The organism is Kitasatospora phosalacinea (genome assembly GCF_030268885.1).
GTDB classification, from domain to species: domain Bacteria; phylum Actinomycetota; class Actinomycetes; order Streptomycetales; family Streptomycetaceae; genus Kitasatospora; species Kitasatospora phosalacinea_C.
Map to the genome: position 1 here is coordinate 188,569 of NZ_BSSA01000007.1, position 17,494 is coordinate 206,062.

Genomic DNA, 17,494 nt, shown 5'->3' on the forward strand with positions numbered 1-17,494 from the left:
GATCCGGTGCCCGCGCGCCACCCCGGCCCGGCCCGGGCCGCCGCACGCCGTCGCCCGCCCCGCCGGGGCCCCGTTCCCGGTGTCCGCCGCCCGCCCGCACCCGTCGGACGCCCCGCCCGGACCGGCCCGCACCGCACCGGCACGCCCGGGCCGCCGCCCGCGCACCGCACCGGCCGCGAGCGGTCCCCGCCGCGGTGCGCCGCGTCCGGACCGGCACCGGAAACCCGGATCGGCGGGGACTGCTCAGGGGCCGCCGCCGCGGCCATCCTGGAACCACGGCCCCGGCCCACGTCCGGCCCGGGCCCGGTCCCCCTTCCTGCCGACCCGTGCGGAGCGTGCCCCGTGTCCGAACACCGCCCCTTCCCCCTGATCGGCCCCGAACGGCGCGAACTCGTCCTGCGCGCGGCCGTCCGACAGGGCCTGCTCGACCCGGAGCGGGCCCCGCTGGCCGCCTTCCTCGACCTGGACGCCGTCACGGAGACGGTGGCCGCCCTGCACGCCGCGTTCCCCGCCGGGTCGGAGGTGCGGCACGCCTTCGCCGCCAAGGCCAACCCGCTCGGTCCGGTGCTGCGCCTCCTGCGCGGCCTGGGCATGGGCTGCGAGGTGGCCAGCCCCGGCGAGTTCGCGCAGGCGCTGGCCGCGGGCTTCCCCCCGGAACTGATCGTGCTGGACTCCCCCGCCAAGACCCGCGGCGAACTGGCCCTCGCGCTGGAGCTCGGCGTCAGCGTCAACATCGACAACTGGCAGGAACTCGCCCGCGTCGACGCGCTCCTGGCCGACCGCCGCAGTTCCTCCCGGATCGGCGTCCGGATCAACCCGCAGGTCGGCGGCGGCCGGATCGCCGCGATGAGCACCGCCACCGCCACCTCGAAGTTCGGCATCCCGCTCGCCGACACCGGCAACGCCGCCCGCCTGGTCGAAGCCTTCCGCGCCCGCCCCTGGCTCACCGAACTGCACTGCCACGTCGGCTCCCAGGGCATCGACCTCGACCTGATGGCCACCGGCATCGCCACCACCGCCGCCTTCGCCGAACGGATCAACCGGGAGCTGGGCCGCCGTCAGGTCACCGGGATCGACCTCGGCGGCGGCCTCCCGGTCAACTTCGCCGACGACCGCACCGCCCCCGGCTGGGACGCCTACCTGCAGCGGCTGCGCGCCCACGCCCCCGTCCTGTTCGACGGCGGCTACCGGCTGACCACCGAGTTCGGCCGCTCCGTGCTCGCCAAGTCGGGCTTCGTCGCCTCGTACGTCGAGTACACCAAGGAGTCCGGCGGCCGTCCCATCGCCATCGGCCACGCCGGAGCCCAGGTCGCCACCCGCACCGTGTTCGCCCCCGACAGCTGGCCGATCCGGATCAGCGCCCACCACCCCACCGGCGCCCCCAAGCACGGCCCCCTCGTCCCCCAGGACGTGGCCGGCCCCTGCTGCTTCGCAGGCGACCTGGTCGCCCGGGCCCGCCCGCTCCCGCTGCTGGCCCCCGGCGACCTGTACTGCCTCCTGGACTGCGGGGCCTACTACCCCTCCAACCACTTCGCCTACAACTCCCTCCCCGAGCCCGCCGTCCACGGCGCCACCACCGCCCCCGACGGCACCGTCCGCTTCGAGACCCTGCGCCCCGCCCAGAGCATCGACGACCTGGTCGCCCGCACCGGCGCCTGACCCGACGACGAAGGACCGCCCATGTCCCGCACCCGCCACCAGCGCCCGGCCCGCCGACTGCCGCCCGCCGACCACGCCCTGCTGGTCGTCGTCATCGTCGTCCTCGCCCGCACCCCCGACCCCGCCCACCTCCTCGCCACCGCCACCCTCCTCGCCGCCCGCCTCGCCCCCCTCCTCCGCACCCCCTGAACCACGCAACGGCCCTCCCCCGCGCGCTGCGGGGAGGGCCGTTGCCGAACCCGCCCACCCGGCAGGCTGGAAGCGTCACGGCCTCGGGCAGGAAGGCGCCGCCCAGCGCTCCCACCAACTCGGTGACCAACTCGCCGTCGAAGCCGACCCGTACGGCCGTGCAGGCCGGATGATGCGCGCGCTCGCCCACCAGGCGCTCAGCCTCGAGCAGCCGCGCAACTGCCTCGCGCTGATCGAGAACGCCCTCCGACGAAGCGTCGGGCGCGTGGACGGGCGGACCGAGGCGCTGCTCCACGTCACCCACGCGGGTACCGAGCAGCAGCACCGGGCGGCACTGGTCCGTTGGGACTCCGAGAAGTACGAGCGGGTCCACGCCCTCACCTACGCCGACCTCGGGGACACTCGATCCGGCCGCAGCCGGCGATCCACCGCAGTCGCGGAGTCCCGGGGGTCAGCGACCTGGAACGCCGCGCTCGCGAGGCACTGACCTGATAGCCCCACCGCCGGAAGGGACCGAACCCGCGGCCCGGAGGCCGAGTTCGCACAGGGCAGGTGGGACCTCCCCGTCGGCAAGCACGAGCCGGGCGGGCCGATCACCCGGACCGCCGTGCGCGAACTCGCCGACGGAGAGCCCGAGAAGCACTCCGAAGTCGCCCGGGTGAGCACGGAGGCCCTCCCGCAGGAATTCGTCTCCACCACGGGAACGGCCCTCGGCCGGTACCTCCAAGACAGCCCCGGCGTCTCGCTCGACTCGTGGTGACCCCGCGACGATCGAGTCGACATCGGCTCCACCCGAGCCCGCCGACACGGCACCACGCAGAAGCGGCCCCGCACTCGGTCAGGAGTGCGGGGCCACCGGCGCGACCGGGACCGGGTCAGAGCAGACCGAGGGCCGGCATCAGGTAGTAGAAGGCGAAGACCGCGGCGACGGCGTACATCGCGATCGGGACGGTGCGGCCGCGGCCCGCGACGAGGCGCAGGACGCAGAAGGTGATGAAGCCGAAGCCGATGCCGTTGGTGATGGAGTAGGTGAACGGCATCATCACGATGGTGACGAAGGCGGGCATCGCGATGGTGTAGTCGGACCAGTCGATCTCCTTGATGGAGTTCGCCAGGATCAGGAAACCGACGGTGACCAGGGCGGGGGTGGCCGCCTGGGCGGGGACCATGGTCGCGAGGGGGGTGAGGAAGAGGGCGAGCAGGAAGAGCGCGCCGGTGACGATCGAGGCGAAGCCGGTGCGGGCCCCCTCGCCGACGCCCGCGGTGGACTCGACGAAGCAGGTGTTCGCGGAGGCGGAGGTCGCACCGCCCGCGGCGGTGGCGATGCCGTCGACCATCAGGACCTTGTTGATGCCCGGGAGGTCGCCCTTCTCGTCGAGCAGGTGGGCCTCGTCGGCGACGCCGAGGATGGTGCCCATCGCGTCGAAGAAGCAGCTCATCAGCACGGTGAAGACGAACAGGATGCCGGTCAGCACGCTGACGTGCTGGAAGCCGCCGAACAGGCTGAAGTGGCCGACCAGGCCGAAGTCGGGGGTGGCGACGGGGTTGCCGGGCCAGGCGGGGACGGTGAGGCCCCAGCTGTCGGCGGAGAGGTCGGCGAACTGCTGGATGACCACCGCGACGGCGGTCATCACGGCGATGGAGATCAGGATCGCGCCGGGGACCTTGCGGACGACCAGGGCCAGGGTGAGCAGCAGGCCGAGGATGAAGATCAGCACCGGCCAGCCGTGCAGGTGCCCGCCGGCGCCGAGCTGGAGCGGGACGGTGGTGTGGGCGGCGTCCGGCATGCGGGTGACGAAGCCGGAGTCGACCAGGCCGACCAGGGTGATGAACAGGCCGATGCCGATCGCGATGGCCTTGCGCAGGCCGAGCGGGACGGCGCTCATGACGCGCTCGCGCAGGCCGGTGGCGACCAGCAGCATGATCGCGAAACCGGCCAGGACGACCATGCCCATGGCGTCGGGCCAGGTCATCTGGGGGGCGAGCTGGAGCGCCACGATGGTGTTGACGCCCAGGCCCGCGGCGAGGCCGATCGGGACGTTGCCGATGACGCCCATCAGCAGGGTGGTCAGGCCGGCGGTGAGCGCGGTCGCGGTGACCAGCTGTCCGCCGTCGAGGTGCGTGTTGTTCATGTCCGTGGCCGAGGCCAGGATGATCGGGTTGAGCACCAGGATGTACGCCATCGTGAAGAACGTGGCGACACCACCGCGGATCTCGCGGGGCAGGGTGGAGCCCCGCTCGGAGATCCTGAAGAAGCGGTCCAGGGCGCCGGACGGGGGCTTCGGCGCGTTCTGGGAGGGCTCGGGCGACGCGGTGGTCGACTGGGCCTGCGGAGACATGTCGGGGGTCCTCGATCGGGAGAGGCCGGGGGAGACCGGGCGAAGCAAGGTGGGGGGCATTTCAGTATGTCGATTCCGGTCGTGCACGCGCCATCTTCGCGCGTAGAGTGAACCCATTACGGTCACGACTGGTCACAAACCCGTCGCACACGGCCGCGCCACCCACCGCAGCCCCCCGCCGGGGCGGCCCCGTAGGCTAGGGCCCATGCCCAAGACCGCGCTGCGCACCGCTCCCCCACCCCTGGAGGGGAACGACGTCGCCATCGTCGGCACCGGCACGGTGCTGTGGTTCCTCGGCTTCGTGGCCCTGGTGCCGTTCCAGGGGTGGCTGTCCGACCACGGCCACGGCAGCTGGCCGTGGATCTGCCTGTCCGGCGGCCTGCTCGGCCTGATCGGCCTCAAGTACTGCACGGCCCGCCGGGCCGCGATCCGCCGCGCCCGCGCCGCCGAGGCGGCCGGGGAACCGGTGGCCTGACCTCCGCCGCCGGGCCGCCACCCGTCCGGCCGGAAACCGCCCCGAGGCGGGGCGCACCGGACAAAACGCCCACCTAGAGTCGGTGCCATGACGCACTCAGCGGAAGGCACCGCCGCGCCCGGCCCGGTCCCCGGCCCGGGGCCCGGCGCGCACCCCACCGGCGCGGGCGGCGCGTACCAGCCCGGGCTGAGTGCGGCCCAGGTCGCCGAGCGGGTCGCCCGCGGGCAGGTGAACGACGTCCCGGTGCGGTCGAGCCGTTCGGTGCGGGAGATCGTCCGGGCCAACGTGTTCACCCGGTTCAACGCGATCATCGGGGTGATGTTCGGCATCATCCTGGTGGTCGGCCCGATCCAGGACGGCCTGTTCGGCCTGGTCATCGTCGCCAACACGGCGATCGGCATCGTCCAGGAGCTGCGCGCCAAGAAGACCCTGGACGGCCTCGCGCTGATCGGCGAGGCCCGCCCCCAGGTCCGCCGGGACGGCGCCGCGGTGCAGGTCGCCACCGGCGAGGTGGTGCTGGACGACACGGTGCTGCTGGGCATCGGCGACAAGGTCGTGGTGGACGGCACGGTCACCGAGGCGGACGCCCTGGAGATCGACGAGTCGCTGCTGACCGGCGAGCCCGACCCCGTCCACAAGCGCCCCGGCGACCACGTGATGTCGGGCTCCTTCGTGGTGGCCGGGGCGGGCGCGTTCACCGCGACGAAGGTCGGCCGGGAGGCGTACGCCGCCCGCCTCGCCGAGGAGGCCAGCCGGTTCACCCTGGTGCGGTCGGAGCTGCGCACCGGCATCGACCGGATCCTGCGGTTCATCACCTACCTGCTGGTGCCGACCGCGATCGGCCTGGTGATCAGCCAGCTCGCGGTGCAGCGCAACGACTGGAAGGAGGCGGTGCGCCGGATGGTGGCGGGCATCGTGCCGATGGTGCCCGAGGGCCTGGTGCTGCTCACCTCGGTGGCCTTCGCGATCGGCGTGGTCCGGCTGGGCCGCAAGCAGTGCCTGGTGCAGGAGCTGCCCGCGATCGAGGGCCTGGCCCGGGTCGACACCGTGTGCCTGGACAAGACCGGCACCCTCACCGAGGGCGGCATGGACCTGGTCGACCTGCGCCCGCTCGCCGCCCCGGACGGGGCCCCGCAGCCGGAGGAGCCCCTGCTGGCCGAGGCGCTCGGCGCGATCGGCGCCGCCGACAGCCGCCCCAACCCCAGCATGCAGGCCGTCATCGACGCGTACGGGCCGCCGCCGGAGGGCCGCTGGCGGGTGCTGGAGGCGATCCCGTTCTCCTCCGCCCGCAAGTGGAGCGGCGTGCAGCTGCTGGAGCCCGGCGGCACCGAGGGCAGCTGGCTGCTCGGCGCCCCCGACGTGCTGCTCCCGGCCGGCGCCCCCGCGCTCGCCGAGGTCGACGAGCTGGGCGCGCAGGGCCTGCGCGTCCTGCTGCTGGGCCGCAGCCCGCTGCCGCTGGACGACCCCGACCCGGCCGCGCAGCTGCGGCCGCTGGCCCTGTTGGTGCTGCAGCAGCGCCTGCGCGAGGACGCCGCGGAGACCCTGCGCTACTTCCGCTCCCAGGACGTCCGGGCCAAGGTCATCTCCGGCGACAGCGCCGTCTCGGTCGGCGCGGTCGCCGCCCACCTCGGCCTGCCCGGCGCGGAGACCGCGACCGACGCCCGCACCCTGCCCACCGACCCCGGGCAGCTCGCCGAGGCCGCCGACCGCACCGCCGTCTTCGGCCGGGTCACCCCGCAGCAGAAGCGCGCCCTGGTCGGCGCCCTGCAGTCGAAGGGCCGCACCGTCGCGATGACCGGCGACGGCGTCAACGACGTCCTCGCCCTGAAGGACGCCGACATCGGCGTGGCGATGGGCACCGGCTCGGACGCCACCCGGGCGGTCGCCCAGATCGTGCTGCTCGACGACCGGTTCGCCACCCTGCCCTCGGTGGTCGCCGAGGGCCGCCGGGTGATCGGCAACATCGAGCGCGTCGCCGGGCTGTTCCTGGTGAAGACGGTCTACTCGGTGCTGCTGGCCCTGCTGGTGGTCTTCACCCAGGTCCCGTACCCGTTCCTGCCCCGGCACTCGACGGTGCTCTCCTCGCTGACCATCGGCATCCCGGCGTTCTTCCTCGCCCTGGCCCCCAACAACGAGCGCGCCCGCACCGGCTTCGTCCGCCGGGTGCTGCGGCTGGCGGTGCCCGGCGGGGTGGTCTGCGGCGCCGCGACCTTCACCGCGTACGCGCTGGCCCGCGGCGACGACGGGACCACCCTGAAGGCCGACACCTCGGTCGCCACCCTGACGCTGTTCATCTGCGCGATCTGGGTGCTGGCGATCGTCGCCCGCCCCTACACCTGGTGGCGCCTGCTGCTGGTCGGCAGCATGTGCGGCGCGTTCGCGCTGGTGCTGGTGGTCCCCTGGCTCTCCGACTTCTTCCAGCTCCAACTCGTCGGCTGGCGCGACCCGTTGACCGGCGTCGCGATCGCCCTGATCGCGGGCTGCCTGCTGGAGGTCACCTCACGGGTGTTCGTCGAGCAGAGCTGAAGGCGGAACGGCGCGTCCGAGCTGCGCAGCGGCCCCTGCGGACGCGCCCTCCGGGCGGCTACTCGTAGTCGCGCGCCGCCAGCAGCTCGTACGCCCGGTCCGGTTCGGTGAGGGCGGCGAGGATCTCGAAGCGGCGGTGCCACTGGTGGACGGACCAGGCCAGGCCCGCGGCCAGCCCCTCCGGGGTGGCGGCGTGCAGCAGGCCGGGGACGGGCGGGACGTCGAACTCGTCGTCCTCGTCGGCCGCTTCGGCGTCCTCCGGGTCGTAGGGGAGCTCGGGGGCGGTCGCCGCGGTGTCCCAGCGCCAGGCGACGTGCGCCTCCTCGCCGTCGGGGCCGACGACCAGCAGCTCGTCGTGCTCCTCGTAGACGGCGGGGCAGCCGGGGAGGAGTTCGCGGACGACGGCGGGGGTGCGGTGCAGGGTGCCCTCGGACAGCACCCGGCCGCCCGCCACCTCGCTGGCCAGCGAGACGTGCAGGCGCTCGGCCAGCGCCGGGGCCAGCAGCGGGTGGACGGGCAGCACGGCGTGGTCGTGGAGGAGCTCGACCAGGTCGGGGGCGTCGGCGACGACCGCGGTGGTGGCGTCCACGATGACGGTGCGGTCGTCCCGGCGGCCGGAGGCGGAGTCGAGCGGGGCGAGCGCCCGCACCACGTCCAGGCCCTCGACCCGCTCGGCCGGGAGGGCCGCCAACAGGCTGTAGATGCCGTGGAGTTGGCGGTGGCTGACCTCGGAGAGCGGGTCGGTGAGCCGGTCGATCAGCTCCTCGGGGCCGTGCGGTTCGGCCAGCAGCGCGTTCAGCGTGGTGCGCACGCCCAGGGCGTGCAGGAACTGCGGGTCGAGGTCGGTGCGGGCCTCGTCGTAGAGGCCACGCAGCAGCGGGTCGGCGCCCGCGGCGCGCAGCCCGGCGGGTTCGCGGCCGTCCAGCACGGGGTGGTCGCGCAGCCACCAGGCGGTGTACGAGGGCAGGTCGGCGTAGCTGCCGTCGGGCAGCAGGGTGCGCACCGGCGTCACCACGGCGTCCCGGTACGGGGGCTGGGCGAGCAGGGCGAGCGCCTCGGGCCAGGCGTCGTCGGCGACCAGGTCGAGGTCGCGGACGGCGAGCAGTTCGGCGGCGACCGGCGGGACGCCCAACTCCCCGGCGTCGTCGGCGTGCAGGGCTTCGAGGGCGTCCTCGCACCAGTCGGCGAGGCCGTCGGGGGCCTCGTCGATCAGGCCGGTGGGGCGGCCTCCGGCGGCCCGGTCGGCGGGGGCGGTGGGGTCGAGGCGCTCCAGGTCGTCCGGGTCGAGGACGACGTCCTCGGCGCGGACCAGGGTGAAGGAGGTGAGCGCCCCGGCCGCGGCGAGGACCTCGGGGCCCCAGCGGTCGTACAGGTCGTCGTCCACGAAGGCGGCGTCCTCCTCGTCCACCAGCCGGGCCAACGGGCTGTCGGGGAGCAGGAGTTCGCCGGCGCGGGCGAGTTCGCCCTCGTCGTCGGGGAGGGCCAGGCGGGCCAGCCAGGGGTGTTCGCCGGGGGCCGGGGCGGCGGCCTTGACCAGGGCCAGGACGGCGTCGGCGAGGTCGACGGCGGCCTCGTAGTCGTCCTCGCCGAGCTCCAGCGAGCGGGCGACGGCGGCCCGCACCTCGGGGGTGTCCAGGACGCCCGCGGGGGTGGCGGTGGCGGCGCCGAGCTTGGCCAGCAGCGGGTGCGCCGCGTCGGGGTGGGCCAGCCGCAGGTCGAGCAGGTCGAGCGCCTCGGCGAGGGCGGCCGGGTAGCCCTCGTAGCCGGCCCAGTCGGCGGGGTCGGAGGGCAGCAGGACGCGGCGCGGGCCGGTGACGGTGCGGCCGTCGGCGAGCGGGACGGGCAGCGCGCCCAGCGACTCCGGGTCGGCCCCGGCCAGGGCCGCGTACAGGCTGCGCCACCAGGCGGGTTCCCGCTCCAGGCCGCCGAGTTGGTCGACCACCTCGGCGAGCGGGGTGCGGCGCACCTGCAGGGTGCGCAGTTCGGTGCGGCGTTCCAGGCCGGCCGGGAGCAGGCCGGGGAAGACCGGGGCGAGCGCCTCCACCACCGAGTGGTCGGCGCCCTCCAGCAGCACGGCGTCGCGCGGGCGCAGCGCCGGGGTGCCCTCCTCGGTGCCGCGCGGGTGCGGCAGGAACGGGACGTCGGGCAGCCGCCGCAGCACCGCGGTGCGCAGCGCGCCGTCCAGGGCGCCCTGGCCGAGCGGGGCGGGCACCAGGTCCAGCGAGTGCAGGTCGGCGCCGCGGGCGCGCAGCAGGTCGGCGTAGGTCTCGGCGGCGCGCTCGGTGAGGAAGTCGGTGAGCGGCCCGGGCGCGACGTGCCGCCGAGTCGGGTCGAGCGGGTACGAGGCGATCAGCAGCGCGGGCACGCCGAGCGGCTCGTCGCTGGGCGTGGGGGCGTGCACCACGGCGGCGGTGCGCGGGCGCTGCGGGCGGCCCCGCTCGTCGACCGGGACGGCCCAGGTGAGCGTCCAGTACGGGCGGGCGCGCTCCTCGGTGGTGCGGTCGGCCAGCAGTTCGGGGGCGGCGGTGCCGGAGGCGCTGACGGTCTGCCAGGTGGTGGTGCGCTCGCCGTCGGTGATCGTCACGGTGGGCAGCTGCTCGGGGCGCGGCGGGTGCGCGGTGCGGGTCAGCGTGCGCTCGGTGCCGTCGGTGTCGACGACCACCTCGGCCAGGCCGGGCAGGGTCAGCAGCAGGGCGTCGTCGACCTCGGCGAGCAGGCGGCGGGTGAGGTCCTCGGCGGCGGCGTCGCGCAGCGGCAGGACGACCACCGTGTCGTAGCCCGCGGGCGGCTCGCCCCCGGCCGCGAACGGCACCCGGAGCACCGGCAGGTGGCCCTCGCGGCGGGTCAACTCCCCGGTGAGCTCCGGGATGTCGGCGACCAGCGCGCGGGCGTCGGTGAGGGACCAGCGCACGCCCCCGGTGTGGCCGAGCACGGCGGGCTCGTCGCTGACGGCCAGCACCGCGGCGAACCCGACGCCGAACCGGCCGACCACCGCCCGCTCGTCCTCCCGCTTCGCGGAGGCCCGCAGCGTGGAGAGCGACTCCACTCCGGCCGCGTCCAGCGGGGCGCCGGTGTTGGCGGCGGCCAGCACGCCGTCCCGCAGGGTCAGCCGCAGCCGCCCGGTGACGCCCGCGCGGGCGGCCGCGTCGGCGGCGTTCTGAGCGAGTTCGACGATCAGGCGGTCCCGGTAGCCGCCGAGCGCGAGCTCCTCCTCGGCGTTGGCGTCCTCCCGGAACCGGGCGGGCGCGGCCGTCCAGGCCGTGAGCACGGTGTGCCGCAGTCTGGCCGTGTCGAAGACGTCCGACTCCTCGGGGGACGCCGCACTGCCGATGATCCGAGACTCCACGTGCCGAGCCGCCCTTCGCGTGGTCTGCGTACGAGTCGGCATTCTGCCAGTCGTCCCCGACGGCCCCGCACGGAACGGGACGCGCACGACGGGGGCGCGCAGCGCTACGCGTGGCCGAGTTCCTCGGCGGGCGCGTCCGGTTCGACGGAGCCGGAGGCCCGGTCCGGGTGGAGCGGGAGGGGTTCGACCACCGTCTCGTCGAGGATGAGCTCGCTGGGGACGGGCGGGGCCGGGAGGACCGCGGCCTCGGAGTGGGCGCCGCAGCCGTAGGCGAGGGAGACGACCTGGCCGTCGGCGGGGCCGAACTCGTTGCCGCAGACGCCGAACGCCTGGCCGAGCGAGCCGCCGATCGGGACGAGGAAGCCGCAGGTGTTGCAGGAGGCGGGCGCGGACTGCGCCATCGGGGTCTGCGGGCCGTACGCGGTCTCCCAGCGTTCGGCGGCCTGGTGCAGGCCGTGCCGGGAGAGGACGCGGGGGCGGCCGAGGCCGAGCTCCTCGGCGACCGCGCCGATCACGGCGCGGGAGGGCGCGGGCTGGACGTCCGCGGCGGGGGCCTCGTCCTCGGCGGCCTCGGCCAGCACCGAGTTGGGGGCGGGCTCGTCCTCGCCGGTCCAGCCGGGCTCCAGGCGCAGGTCGTCGGCGCCGGTGGGCAGCAGGTCGCCGGGACCGAGGTCGCCGGGCCGCAGCCGCTCGCTCCACGGGACCCACTGCGGGGCGAGGACGGCGTCCGCGCCGGGGAGCAGGGCGACCTCGTCGAGGGTGACGTTCTTGGCGCGCGGGGCGCGGGCGACGGTGACCGCCCAGTGCCAGCCGCGGTACGCCGGGTCGAGGCATTCGAAGGTGTGGGTGACGACGCGCTCGGCGTCCGCGCTCGCCTTCACGTGGGGGCCGACGACGGCCTCTCCGACGCTGTCCACCACTGCCTGGCGGGCGAGGTCGACGGCCTCTGCACAGAGCCGGTCAGGGGTACGGCTTCGCATCGCAGCACTCACGGCGTCGATTCTCTCCCAGTCCTGTCATCCTGCGGCCTTGCCGGTGTCGCCCGGCGTCCGGGCCCGCGCCGGCTGCCGCTGCCACGTCTCCGGGGCGGCCCCCGCGAGCACGGGGCCGGTCCATTCTGCTAGACCCGGGGCCGCTCCGTGGCCGGGCCGCGCCGCCCAGGTCGGCCACCCCCCTGCGGGAGGCCGGGCGTGCGCGTAGTGCAGGCTACCCGCCGGTCGGTGGTGCAGCACAGTCCGGGGCCGCGGGCCCGGGCGCGCCGAGGCCCGGTCAATCACTCGTTAGGTCGGCGATTCTCGGGCAGGATGGGTGTGTGGCGGAGGAGAACCCACCGCAACACGGACTGCGTCCCGGGCAGGCCGAGGGCCTGTCGGGAGCGTCCGCCGTGTCGCGGCAGCATCCCGTGGCCCCCGGTGAGCCGGAGGCGGGTGCTCCGCGTCCGACGCCCCGTCAGGACGGTTCCGCGGCGGAGGGTGACGCGCCGACGGTGCGGGCCCGCGGGTTCTGGGCCCGCGTCGCGTCGGCGGCGGGGGTGCGCACCGGCCGGGTGGTGCACGGGACGGGCCGCCGGATCCGGCGGGCGACCTCGGCGGAGGGCGCGGGCGAGTCCGGCCTGGCGAAGCTGATCGAGCTGCACGCGCTGAACTCGTTCGGCGACATGCTGATCACGGTGGCGCTGGCGTCCACCATCTTCTTCTCGGTGCCGACCGGTGAGGCCCGCGGCCGGGTCGCGCTGTACCTGCTGATCACGATGGCGCCGTTCGCGGTGCTCGCCCCGGTGATCGGCCCGCTGCTGGACCGGCTGCCGAACGGCCGCCGCTCGGCGATGGCGATGTCGATGCTGGCGCGGGCGGCGCTGGCCTGGGTGATGGCGGGGGTGGTGACCGGCGGCGGCCTGGCGCTGTACCCGGAGGCGCTGGGGGTGCTGGTCGCGTCGAAGGCGTACGGGGTGGTGCGCAGCGTGGTGGTGCCGCGGCTGCTGCCCGCCCAGTTGTCGCTGGTGAAGGCGAACTCGCGGGTGACGCTGGCGGGTCTGCTGACCACGCTGGTGGCCGGCGGGGTGGGCGGTCTGCTGCACCTGCTGGGGCCGGCCTGGCCGCTGCGGGGGGCGTTCGTGGTGTTCGTGATCGGGACGCTGATGGCCTTCCACCTGCCGCACCAGGTGGACTCGGCCAAGGGCGAGCAGCGGGCGGAACTGCACGCCGAGCCGCAGGAGGTGCGGCCCAAGGGGGTGCTGCGGGCGGTCGGCCCCTCGGTGGTGATGGCGCTGCGCGGGGTGGCGGCGCTGCGCTGGCTGGTCGGGTTCCTGGTGATGTTCCTGGCGTTCCTGATCCGCCGGGACCCGCCGGGCGGCCTGCCGGGGACGGTCGCGCTGGGCCTGGTCGCGGCGGCCGCGGGGCTGGGCAACGCGCTGGGGTCGGTGCTGGGGTCGTGGCTGCGCACCCGCGGGTCGGAGGTGACGGTGACGGCGGTGCTGGCGCTGGCGACGGCGGCGGCGGGCGCGGCGGCGCTCTGGTACGGGGCGGTGACGGTGACGGTGGTGGCGGGCGTCGCGGGGATGGCGGCCTCGCTGGGCAAGCTCGCGCTGGACGCGCTGATCCAGCGGGACGTGCCGGAGGCGGTGCGGACCTCCGCGTTCGCCCGGTCGGAGACGGTGCTGCAGCTGTGCTGGGTGGCGGGCGGCGCGGTGGGCATCGCGCTGCCGCTGAACCCGGTGCTGGGGCTGACGGTGGCGGCGGCGGTGATGACGGTGATGCTGCTGTGGACGTTCCGCTCGCTGCTGCGGATCGGGCCGCGCCGGGCGGCGGCGCGGGCCCGGATGGCCTGAGCGGCGGGGCCGGACCGCCCGGTCGGCGGGCCGGGGTCCGGCCCGCGGCGCGCCCGCGCACGGCCTAACCTCGGACGACTCGGGCACCCCGGCGTCGTGTGATCACGGAAGGCGAGTAGCCTCTTGCGCATGAGCCTCAGCACCCGTGCCATCGCCGGTATCGCCGGCGTCGTCGTCGTCGGCGCCGCCTCCCTCGGTACCGGTATCTACTGGGCACACGACGCGGGCAAGCCCCGTGAGAACGTGGCGACGCTGGTCGTCGGCACCTCGTCCACCACCGCGGCGCCCTTCTGCTACAACGACGGCAAGCCGATCGGGCAGGCCGCGCTCAAGGCCTGCTCCGACGCGGCCGAGGCCGCGGGCAAGAAGGACGCGCTGCCGCTGCTGGACGTCCGGGGCAGCGACCAGATCGGCGTCGGCGTGCCGAAGGACCTGGCCAAGAAGGGCTGGTTCGCGTACACCGACGGCGGCTCCGGCCAGTCCTCCCAGGGCGGTGCCACGATCGTCAACCCGGTCCGCGACATCACCTTCTCCGGCACGGTGCCCGCGCACACGGTGATGTCCTCCATCGACAAGACCTCGGTGACGGTGGCCGTCCGCGACCAGGAGAGCAGCGACATCTACGCGGTCTGGTTCTTCGAGCTGAAGAACAAGACCGACTGACCTGCCGGTCGATGACCGCTGAGCGCACCGACGAGCAGCCCGGCCCCGCGGCCGGGCTGCTCGTCGTGGTCGCGGTGGAGGCGGAGGCCGAGGCGGTGCGGCGCGGGCTGGGCCCTGGTTCGGGGGCCGAGGTGCTGGCCGCGGGCGTCGGCCCGGCGGCCGCGGCGGCGGGCACGGCGGTGGCGCTGGCCCGCGGCGGGCACCGGCTGGTGCTGTCGGCGGGCATCGCGGGCGGTTTCGCGCCGGGCGCGCCGCTCGGGTCGCTGGTGGTCGCGGACGCGGTGCTGGCGGCCGACCTGGGCGCCGAGACGCCGGACGGCTTCGCGGACGTCACCGAGCTGGGCTTCGGCACCGTCCGGCACCCGGTGCCGCCCGCCCTGGTGAAGACCCTCGCGGGGGCCTGCGGCGGGGTGGTCGGCGAGGTGCTGACGGTGTCCACGGTGACGGGTTCGGCGGAGCGCGCCGAACTGCTGAGGCGGCGTCACCCGCGGGCACTGGCCGAGGCGATGGAGGGTTTCGGGGTGGCCGAGGCGGCCGCCCGGTTCGGGCTCGTGGCCGGTGAGCTGCGGGCCGTGTCCAATGCCGTCGGGCCGCGCGACCGCGCCGCCTGGCGGATCGGCGAGGCGCTGGCGGCCCTGGAGCGGGCCTTCGCGGCGCTGCCGCCGGTGCCGCGTCTGCTCCAGGAGGTCTGAGATGGCCGAGCCGCTCTCCGTCGCGTACTCGCCCTGCCCGAACGACACCTTCGTGTTCCACGCCTGGGCGCACGGCCTGGTGCCGGGCGCCGACGCGCCCGAGGTGCGCTTCGCGGACATCGACGTCACCAACGGGCTGGCCGAGCGCGGCGAGCTGGACGTCCTGAAGATCTCCTACGGGCAGCTGCCCTGGGTGCTGGAGGAGTACGCGCTGCTGCCGTGCGGCGGGGCGCTGGGCCGGGGCTGCGGGCCGCTGGTGCTGACCGCGGGGCCGCTGGAGGCGGCGGCGCTGGCCGGGCGGCGGGTGGCGGTGCCGAGCGAGCGCTCGACGGCGTACCTGCTGTTCCGGCTGTGGGCGCAGGAGGCGGTGCCGGGCGGGTTCGGCGAGATCGTGGTGCTGCCGTTCCACGAGATCATGCCGGCCGTCCGGGCGGGCGAGGTGGACGCCGGGCTGGTGATCCACGAGGCCCGGTTCACGTACCGGCAGTACGGGCTGCACTGCCTGGCCGACATGGGCGAGGCCTGGGAGGCGGCCACCGGGCTGCCGATCCCGCTGGGCGCGATCGTGGCCCGGCGCTCGCTGGGCGCCGAGCGGCTGCGCGAACTGGCCGACACCGTGCGGCAGTCGGTGCGGGCGGCCTGGGCGGACCCGGCGGCGTCCCGGGAGTACGTGCTGGCGCACGCGCAGGAGATGGACCCGGCCGTCGCCGAGCAGCACATCGGGCTGTACGTCAACGAGTTCACCGCGGACCTCGGCGAGGAGGGCTACGCGGCGGTGCACGGGCTGCTCGCCCGGGCCGCCGAGCAGGGACTCGTCCCCGCCGTCGGCCCGGGCGCGCTGGCCTTCCCCTGAGCGGGGACCGCCTGGGGCGGCGTCAGACGTCGAACTGGTCCGCGATGGCGCGCAGCACCATGGCGATCTTCTGGCCCTCCGGCTTGCTCGGGTAGCGGCCGCGCTGCAGGCCCGGCAGCACGCTGTCCAGCTTGGTGATCAGGTCCTGGACGATCGGGGCCATGTCGTCGGCGCTCTTGCGCTGGGCGGCGGCCACCGAGGGCAGCGCCTCCAGCAGTTGGACGCTCATCGCCTGGTCGCCGCGGTGGCCCGCGGCGACGCCGAACTCGACGCGCTGGCCCGGCCGCAGCGTGGTGACGCCCGCGGGCAGCGCCTTGGTGTGGACGAAGACCTCGCCGCCGTCGTCGCGCGACAGGAAGCCGTAGCCCTTCGTCTCGTTGAACCACTTGACCTGGCCGGTGGGCATCTCGAACAGTCCTCGGTATCGGGTGCGTGCGGCCCCGTCGGGCCGCGGGTGGACGTGCGGTCGGGCGCCCCGGGCGGGCGGCCGGTTTCGCTCAGTGGAGCAATGATCCCTCAGCGTTCACCGGAACGGCGAAGGGATTCCGGACCGGGGCGCGGCCGTGCCCCGCGCCTGCTGCGCCCTCCACTGGCTCACACCCCCGATCGGTGAACGGGCGGGCGTTCGTGGACCATCCGTCAGGCCCGCCCGCGCGATGGCTGCATACCCGGGCGTGGCGAGGGTCGAAACTCCTTGCGCGCAAGGAGTTGCGCGCTGTGACGCGTGGCCGGTCAGGCGGGGTCGGCGAGGTGGTCGGAGAGCCAGCCGAGCGCGGCCGGGAGCATCCGGGACCAGGTGGTGAAGTTGTGGCCGCCGCTGTCCAGGGTGATCGCGGAGACCTTGGTCGCGGTGCCCTTCGCCGCGGCCCGGAACCGGTCGGTCTGCTCCTGGTAGTCGCCGTCGCCCTCCCGGCTGCCGCCGACCAGCAGCGCGGTGGCCGGGGCGGGCAGGTGGGCGAGGCACCAGTCCAGGTCGGCCCGGTCGCGGCGCTCCCGGTCGCCGCCGAACAGGTCGCCGGTGGTCGCGTCCTCGGCGGCCCGGTAGTAGCCGGAGAGCGAGGCCCCGGCGGCGAACACCCCGGGGTGACGCATCGCCAGTTTCAGTGCGCAGTACCCGCCGGTGGAGTTGCCGATCACCCCGAGGCTGCCCGGCCCGTCCGCGATCCGGTACGAGGCGCGCAGCGCGGCGGGCACGTCGGCGCTGAAGTACCGGTCGACCTGCGGTCCGCCCGGCACGTCCTCGCACTCGGTGTCCCGGGGCATCGCCGGGGAGGGCCGCATCAGCACCAGCACCGTCGGCCGGGCCTTGCCCTGCTCGGTCAGCTTCAGCTGCACGGACGGGTAGTTGAGCTTGGTGACCAGGTTCTTCGCGTCGCCGGGGAAGCCGGTGATCGCGATCACCGCCGGGAACCGCCTGCCCTGGTAGGCGGGCTGGAAGTACTGCGGCGGCAGGTAGACGTAGCCCTCGGTGGAGAGCCCGGTGCCCGCGCCGGGCAGCCGGACCCTCTCCAGCCGACCGGACTGCTCGGGGGCGCGGCCGCTGGTCCCGGTGTCCCGGACATTCTCGGTGGACAGGCGCTGGACGCCCGGGGCGTGGCTGCCCAGCTGGTTCTGGACGGTGACCGGGCCGTCCTCGCCGGTGCCCAGCAGGTCGTCCCAACTGCTGTAGAACGCGAAGGAGTTGTTGGCCAGCAGGGCGAGCGTGCAGATCACCGAGAGCTGGGTGCCGACGATGGTCGCGATCCGCCCCAGCACCGCCCGCCAGCCCGGCCCGGCCAGCCGGGGCCAGTACCGCACGGTGGCCGCCACCATCAGCACCGACAGCAGCGCCGCCAGTGCCAGCACCTTGTGACTGGTCAGTCCCATCCCGCCGTACGCCCCGCTCGCCCGTCGCCGTTCCCGTTCCGATCATCAGCATGCCTGAG

The 17,494-nt window shown here is 75.2% G+C and carries 13 protein-coding genes and 2 pseudogenes; 10 read left to right on the forward strand and 5 right to left on the reverse strand.

The window, feature by feature from the left end:
• Positions 1 to 342 precede the first annotated feature (342 nt).
• The 4 genes and pseudogenes from QSK52_RS13280 to QSK52_RS13295 form a co-directional block, all read left to right on the forward strand.
• Positions 343 to 1,659 (forward strand): diaminopimelate decarboxylase, encoded by a 1,317-nt coding sequence (locus tag QSK52_RS13280; protein WP_285736198.1) that lies wholly within the window; start codon positions 343 to 345, stop codon positions 1,657 to 1,659.
• 21 nt (positions 1,660 to 1,680) lie between these two features.
• Positions 1,681 to 1,848: a hypothetical protein gene (locus QSK52_RS13285; RefSeq protein ID WP_285736199.1), complete on the forward strand. Its 168-nt coding sequence runs from the start codon at positions 1,681 to 1,683 to the stop codon at positions 1,846 to 1,848.
• Positions 1,849 to 1,870: 22 nt separating this feature from the next.
• Positions 1,871 to 2,323 (forward strand): annotated as a pseudogene (locus tag QSK52_RS13290) (tetratricopeptide repeat protein); the annotation flags it as partial.
• A 45-nt stretch (positions 2,324 to 2,368) separates the two neighbouring features.
• Positions 2,369 to 2,608 (forward strand): annotated as a pseudogene (locus QSK52_RS13295) (NUDIX domain-containing protein); the annotation flags it as partial.
• A gap of 115 nt (positions 2,609 to 2,723) precedes the next feature.
• Here QSK52_RS13295 and QSK52_RS13300 read toward each other — a convergent pair.
• A complete protein-coding gene (locus QSK52_RS13300; protein ID WP_285736201.1) occupies positions 2,724 to 4,187 on the reverse strand; it encodes an NCS2 family permease in 1,464 nt (487 codons plus the stop codon).
• 205 nt (positions 4,188 to 4,392) lie between these two features.
• Between QSK52_RS13300 and QSK52_RS13305 the strand changes: the two genes are divergently transcribed.
• Both QSK52_RS13305 and QSK52_RS13310 read left to right on the forward strand, forming a co-directional pair.
• Positions 4,393 to 4,662 (forward strand): DUF2530 domain-containing protein, encoded by a 270-nt coding sequence (locus QSK52_RS13305; RefSeq protein ID WP_285736202.1) that lies wholly within the window; start codon positions 4,393 to 4,395, stop codon positions 4,660 to 4,662.
• An 87-nt stretch (positions 4,663 to 4,749) separates the two neighbouring features.
• Positions 4,750 to 7,188, forward strand: a complete 2,439-nt coding sequence (locus tag QSK52_RS13310) for an HAD-IC family P-type ATPase (RefSeq protein ID WP_285736203.1) — start codon at positions 4,750 to 4,752, stop codon at positions 7,186 to 7,188.
• Positions 7,189 to 7,246: 58 nt separating this feature from the next.
• On the opposite strand, the gene QSK52_RS13315 is transcribed toward QSK52_RS13310, so the two are convergent.
• Together QSK52_RS13315 and QSK52_RS13320 are read right to left on the reverse strand one after the other, a co-directional pair.
• Positions 7,247 to 10,534 carry a sacsin N-terminal ATP-binding-like domain-containing protein gene (locus QSK52_RS13315; RefSeq protein ID WP_285736204.1) on the reverse strand — a complete coding sequence of 1,096 codons (3,288 nt, stop codon included), beginning with the start codon at positions 10,532 to 10,534 and terminating at the stop codon, positions 7,247 to 7,249.
• Between the two features lie 104 nt (positions 10,535 to 10,638).
• Positions 10,639 to 11,514 (reverse strand): DUF3027 domain-containing protein, encoded by an 876-nt coding sequence (locus QSK52_RS13320; RefSeq protein ID WP_285736205.1) that lies wholly within the window; start codon positions 11,512 to 11,514, stop codon positions 10,639 to 10,641.
• A 506-nt stretch (positions 11,515 to 12,020) separates the two neighbouring features.
• Between QSK52_RS13320 and QSK52_RS13325 the strand changes: the two genes are divergently transcribed.
• The 4 genes from QSK52_RS13325 to QSK52_RS13340 all read left to right on the forward strand — a co-directional run bounded on the left by QSK52_RS13325 (position 12,021) and on the right by QSK52_RS13340 (position 15,569).
• The gene (locus tag QSK52_RS13325) at positions 12,021 to 13,361 is read left to right on the forward strand and encodes an MFS transporter (RefSeq protein WP_435053235.1); all 1,341 of its coding nucleotides are present in this window, start codon (positions 12,021 to 12,023) and stop codon (positions 13,359 to 13,361) included.
• Between the two features lie 129 nt (positions 13,362 to 13,490).
• Positions 13,491 to 14,024, forward strand: a complete 534-nt coding sequence (locus tag QSK52_RS13330) for a hypothetical protein (RefSeq protein ID WP_285736206.1) — start codon at positions 13,491 to 13,493, stop codon at positions 14,022 to 14,024.
• 11 nt (positions 14,025 to 14,035) lie between these two features.
• Positions 14,036 to 14,716 carry a futalosine hydrolase gene (locus QSK52_RS13335; protein ID WP_285736207.1) on the forward strand — a complete coding sequence of 227 codons (681 nt, stop codon included), beginning with the start codon at positions 14,036 to 14,038 and terminating at the stop codon, positions 14,714 to 14,716.
• A 1-nt stretch (position 14,717) separates the two neighbouring features.
• A complete protein-coding gene (locus QSK52_RS13340; protein ID WP_285736208.1) occupies positions 14,718 to 15,569 on the forward strand; it encodes a 1,4-dihydroxy-6-naphthoate synthase in 852 nt (283 codons plus the stop codon).
• A 22-nt stretch (positions 15,570 to 15,591) separates the two neighbouring features.
• Here the strand turns inward: QSK52_RS13340 and QSK52_RS13345 are convergent, their stop codons facing one another.
• The gene (locus tag QSK52_RS13345) at positions 15,592 to 15,975 is read right to left on the reverse strand and encodes a cold-shock protein (protein WP_285736209.1); all 384 of its coding nucleotides are present in this window, start codon (positions 15,973 to 15,975) and stop codon (positions 15,592 to 15,594) included.
• A 326-nt stretch (positions 15,976 to 16,301) separates the two neighbouring features.
• Entirely contained in the window at positions 16,302 to 17,435 is a 1,134-nt protein-coding gene (locus tag QSK52_RS13350) for an alpha/beta hydrolase (RefSeq protein ID WP_285736210.1), read from the reverse strand.
• Positions 17,436 to 17,494: the final 59 nt, after the last annotated feature.

Bases quoted from the DNA above. Each gene is read 5' to 3' on its own strand.
- QSK52_RS13350 (WP_285736210.1), bottom strand. From the start codon at position 17,435: ATGGGACTGACCAGTCACAAGGTGCTGGCACTGGCGGCGCTGCTGTCG.
- QSK52_RS13345 (WP_285736209.1), bottom strand. From the start codon at position 15,975: ATGCCCACCGGCCAGGTCAAGTGGTTCAACGAGACGAAGGGCTACGGC.
- QSK52_RS13285 (WP_285736199.1), top strand. From the start codon at position 1,681: ATGTCCCGCACCCGCCACCAGCGCCCGGCCCGCCGACTGCCGCCCGCC.
- QSK52_RS13335 (WP_285736207.1), top strand. From the start codon at position 14,036: ATGACCGCTGAGCGCACCGACGAGCAGCCCGGCCCCGCGGCCGGGCTG.
- QSK52_RS13320 (WP_285736205.1), bottom strand. From the start codon at position 11,514: ATGCGAAGCCGTACCCCTGACCGGCTCTGTGCAGAGGCCGTCGACCTC.
- QSK52_RS13300 (WP_285736201.1), bottom strand. From the start codon at position 4,187: ATGTCTCCGCAGGCCCAGTCGACCACCGCGTCGCCCGAGCCCTCCCAG.
- QSK52_RS13340 (WP_285736208.1), top strand. From the start codon at position 14,718: ATGGCCGAGCCGCTCTCCGTCGCGTACTCGCCCTGCCCGAACGACACC.
- QSK52_RS13305 (WP_285736202.1), top strand. From the start codon at position 4,393: ATGCCCAAGACCGCGCTGCGCACCGCTCCCCCACCCCTGGAGGGGAAC.
- QSK52_RS13330 (WP_285736206.1), top strand. From the start codon at position 13,491: ATGAGCCTCAGCACCCGTGCCATCGCCGGTATCGCCGGCGTCGTCGTC.
- QSK52_RS13310 (WP_285736203.1), top strand. From the start codon at position 4,750: ATGACGCACTCAGCGGAAGGCACCGCCGCGCCCGGCCCGGTCCCCGGC.